At 74.5% G+C, this 3,456-nt stretch carries 4 protein-coding genes; all 4 read right to left on the bottom strand.

Annotation, left to right across the window (positions count from 1 at the left end):
- On the bottom strand, window positions 1-690 hold a 690-nt coding region (locus KS423_RS41445), incomplete at its 3' end, for an FAD/NAD(P)-binding oxidoreductase (protein WP_224284891.1).
- Window positions 671-988, bottom strand: coding sequence for a (2Fe-2S)-binding protein (locus tag KS423_RS41440; RefSeq protein ID WP_224284890.1), 318 nt, complete (start codon window positions 986-988; stop codon window positions 671-673). The genes KS423_RS41440 and KS423_RS41445, both read right to left, overlap by 20 nt.
- 61 nt (window positions 989-1,049) lie before the next feature.
- Window positions 1,050-2,210, bottom strand: coding sequence for an FAD-binding oxidoreductase (locus KS423_RS41435; protein WP_224284889.1), 1,161 nt, complete (start codon window positions 2,208-2,210; stop codon window positions 1,050-1,052).
- 161 nt (window positions 2,211-2,371) lie between these two features.
- Window positions 2,372-3,262, bottom strand: a complete 891-nt coding sequence (tatC, locus tag KS423_RS41430) for a twin-arginine translocase subunit TatC (protein WP_224284888.1) — start codon at window positions 3,260-3,262, stop codon at window positions 2,372-2,374.
- Window positions 3,263-3,456: the final 194 nt, after the last annotated feature.

The raw sequence follows: 3,456 nt of genomic DNA, 5'->3' as shown, positions 1-3,456 counted from the left end.
CGCGCTGCCGTGCCCGGCGCCCTCGACCAGCTTGCCGGGGACGCCCGCCAGCACGCCGGGGCGCCGGACGTACCCGAGGTAGGCGGTGGCCTCGACCACGGCGGGCACCTCGGCCCCGGCGGTGACCAGCGAGGAGGCCGCCGCGAGCAGCAGCGGGCCGCTGCCGGCCACCACGATCCGTTTGCCGGGCAGCACCAGCCCGGCCTTGAGCATCGCCTGGGCACCGCCCGCGGTGACCACCCCGGGCAGGGTCCAGCCGGGGAACGGCAGCTGCCGCTCGTACGCGCCGGTGGCGAGCAGCACCGACCGGGACCGGACGGTGGCCCGGTCGGTGCTCTCCGGCCCACGGGTGACGTGCACCGCGAAACCGTCCTCGGTGCGCTCCAGTGCCCAGACCTGGTGCCCGGCCCGGAAGGCGGCCCGCCCGGCGCGCTCGTGGACGGCGAGCCGGTCGGCCAGCCCGGTGTAGGCGGACCAGTGGTGGTGCAGCCGGTCGGGCCGGGCCGCGCCGAGGCCGGGCGCCGGGTGGCGGTAGTACTGCCCGCCGGTGCTCTGCCCGCCGTCCAGCAGGGCGCAGCGCAGCCCGAGGTCCGCGGCGGTCACGGCGGCGGCGAGCCCGGCCGGGCCCGCGCCGACCACCACGAGGTCGTACGGAAAGGTGTCGAGGGGTTCAGACGGCGAGGTCGGCACGGCCGTGGCCCTCCTGGGTGGTGACGGTGGTGCCGGGCTCGGCGGGGAGCAGGCAGGTGCGCTGGTTGGGGCGGCCGTCCACGGTGGCCAGGCAGTCGAAGCAGGCACCGATGCCGCAGAACGCGCCGCGCGGCTTGCCGCCGACCCGGGTGGTGCGCCAGGCGAGCACGCCGTCGGCCCAGAGCGCGGCGGCGATCGACTGGCCGGGCAGCGCGGGGACGGGCCGCCCGTCGAACTCGATGTGGTGGGCGGGCCCGGGCTCGGCCTCGACCAGCCCGGCGGGGGTGCGGCGGCTCATCGGCGGCCTCTCCAATCTCACGGGTCCAGGAAGTGTCCGGAAGGCGCTCCGGTACGGGCGCTCACGCAGCCGGGAAGCGGTCCGCGCGGAACGGCGCGAGGTCCTGCTCCGGCTGCTTGCCGGTGAGCTGCTCGCTGATCAGCAGTCCGGTCGCCGGGGCCAGCCCGATGCCGGCCCCCTCGTGCCCGCAGGCGTGGTACAGCCCGGGCACCCGGGGGTCCGCGCCGATGGCCGGCAGGTGGTCCGGCAGGTACGGGCGGAAGCCCCGGTAGGTGCGCATCACGGTGACGCCGGCGAGCACCGGGAACAGCGCCGCGGCCTGGCTCGCCAGCCGGCTCAGCACCTCCTGGGAGAGGGTGCGGTCGAAGCCGACCCGCTCCCGGCTGGCGCCGATCAGCACCGGCCCGCCCGGGGTGCCCTCGATCACCGCGGAGGTCTCCAGCCCGGCCGAGCCGCTGGCCACGTTGGCCACGTAGTCGGCGGCGTAGACCTTGTGCCGTACGACCCGCGGCAGGGGCTCGGTGACCAGCACGAAGCCGCGCCGGGGCAGCACCGGCAGGTGGACTCCGGCCAGTGCGGCGATCTCGCCGCCCCAGGTGCCGGCCGCGTTCACCACGGCGGGGGCGGCCAGGCTCCGCCGGTCGGTCCGCACGCCGCGCACGGCGCCGTCCGGCCCCCGGTCGATGGCGGTGACGCTCTCCCCGGTGATCAGCTCGGCGCCCATCCGGCGCGCCTCGCGCAGCAGGTGGGCGGCGGCGAGGGCGGGCTGGACCTGGGCGTCCTGCGGGTAGTGGAAGCCTCCGGCCAGGCCCTCGGCGAGGTGCGGCTCCAGCTCGCGCAGCCGGTCGCCGGGCACCTCCTCGGCCTCGACCCCGACGGAGCGCTGCTCGGCGGCGAAGGCGCGCAGCGCCTCCTGCCCGGCGGGGGTGGAGGCGACCACCACGCCGCCCTTGGGCTCGTACTCGATCGCTGCGCCGAGCTGCTCGGCGAGCTCACGCCAGAGCCGGGTGCTGAGCAGGGCGAGGTCGAGCTCGGGGCCGGGCTCCTTGTCGGAGACCAGCAGGTTGCCCTCGCCCGCGCCGGTGGTGCCGCCGGCCACCGGCCCGCGGTCGACGACGGCGACGGCGAGCCCGGCGCGGGCGGCGTAGTAGGCGCAGGCGGCGCCGACCACTCCGGCGCCGACCACGACGACGTCCAGGGGAGGTCTCTCGGTCTTCAGCACGTCAGTAATATGTCACATGCCATCTACCCTGCCAAGACCGACCCATCGAAACCGGTGGAAAACCGACCAACGATCGGGTCACCGGACGGAACGCAGGGCAGCGAAAAGCCCCGGCCCACCGCTCGGCGGCGGCGGACCGGGGCTCCTCAGGGCCTACCGGCTCAGGTGATGTCGTCCATCTCCTCGCGGTGGGACGCCGGCACCGCCGCACCGGCCACCGGGGCCGCCGAGGCCTGGACGGTCTCCGCACCGGCCACCGGCTGCACCGAGAGGTCCAGCTGCGAGGCCTCCTCGTCGTCCAGCCCGGCGTCCGGGTTGCGGCGCGCCTTGCGCTTGTCGCTGATCAGCGCGATGGCCACGGCGATGAAGTACAGCGCCCAGATCGGCGCGGCCAGCGCGAGCATGCTCAACGGGTCGGCGCTCGGCGTCGCGAAGGCCGCGAACACCGTGATGGCCATGATCATCCCGCGCCACCAGCCGAGCAGCCGCTTGCCGCTGACCATGCCGACCAGGTTCATCATCACGAGCAGCAGCGGGAACTCGAAGGCGAGGCCGAAGACCAGCACCATCCGGGTGGCGATGTCGAAGTAGTCGTCCGGCGGCAGGATCGGCGTGGTGTCGTTCGGGGTGAACGAGATCAACACCTCGATCGTGGTCGGCAGCACCAGGAAGGCGCAGCCGACACCGGCCAGGAACAGCGGCGCCCCGCACGCCATGAAGATGACGGTGTACTTCTTCTCGTGCCGGTGCAGACCGGGCGCCACGAACGCCCACACCTGCCACAGCCAGATCGGCACCGCGCCGACCACGCCGGCCGTCAGCGCCACCTTGAGCATCCAGGTGAAACCCGAGGTCAGACCGATCGTGGAGACCTGCGCGCACTTGCCGTGGTACTTGGCCGCGGTCTCCGTGGTGCACTGCGGCAGCGGCTTCAGCAGGAGGGTTTCGAGCTGCTTGTGGTACACCAGCGCCACGATGGTGATCAGCACGATCGCCAGGACCGACTTGACCACGCGGTTGCGCAGTTCCCGCAGGTGGTCGGCGAGGGCCATCCGCCCCTCAGGATCCTTTGGCGCCTTCGACGCCTTGGAGAGCTTGCTCAACCCCGGTCCTCAACTCGTGCGTCGGGGCCCGCCGGTCGACGGGCCTCCGTGGTCGCGCGCGTCGCCCACGTCGTGTGCGCGGCGCGCGCCAGGTGCGTCACGTGCGCCGCGCTCAGTGCGGGCGGTCGCCGTCGGGCGCGGAG

This window comes from Streptomyces sp. LS1784 (assembly GCF_020103755.1).
GTDB lineage: Bacteria > Actinomycetota > Actinomycetes > Streptomycetales > Streptomycetaceae > Kitasatospora.
The sequence above is the reverse complement of the archived record's forward strand: the minus strand, read 5'-3'. Positions and strand labels throughout refer to the sequence as shown.

What these genes read in the sequence shown, in the direction of transcription:
- tatC (WP_224284888.1), bottom strand. Translation starts at nt 3,262, where the DNA reads ATGGCCCTCGCCGACCACCTGCGGGAACTGCGCAACCGCGTGGTCAAG.
- KS423_RS41440 (WP_224284890.1), bottom strand. Translation starts at nt 988, where the DNA reads ATGAGCCGCCGCACCCCCGCCGGGCTGGTCGAGGCCGAGCCCGGGCCC.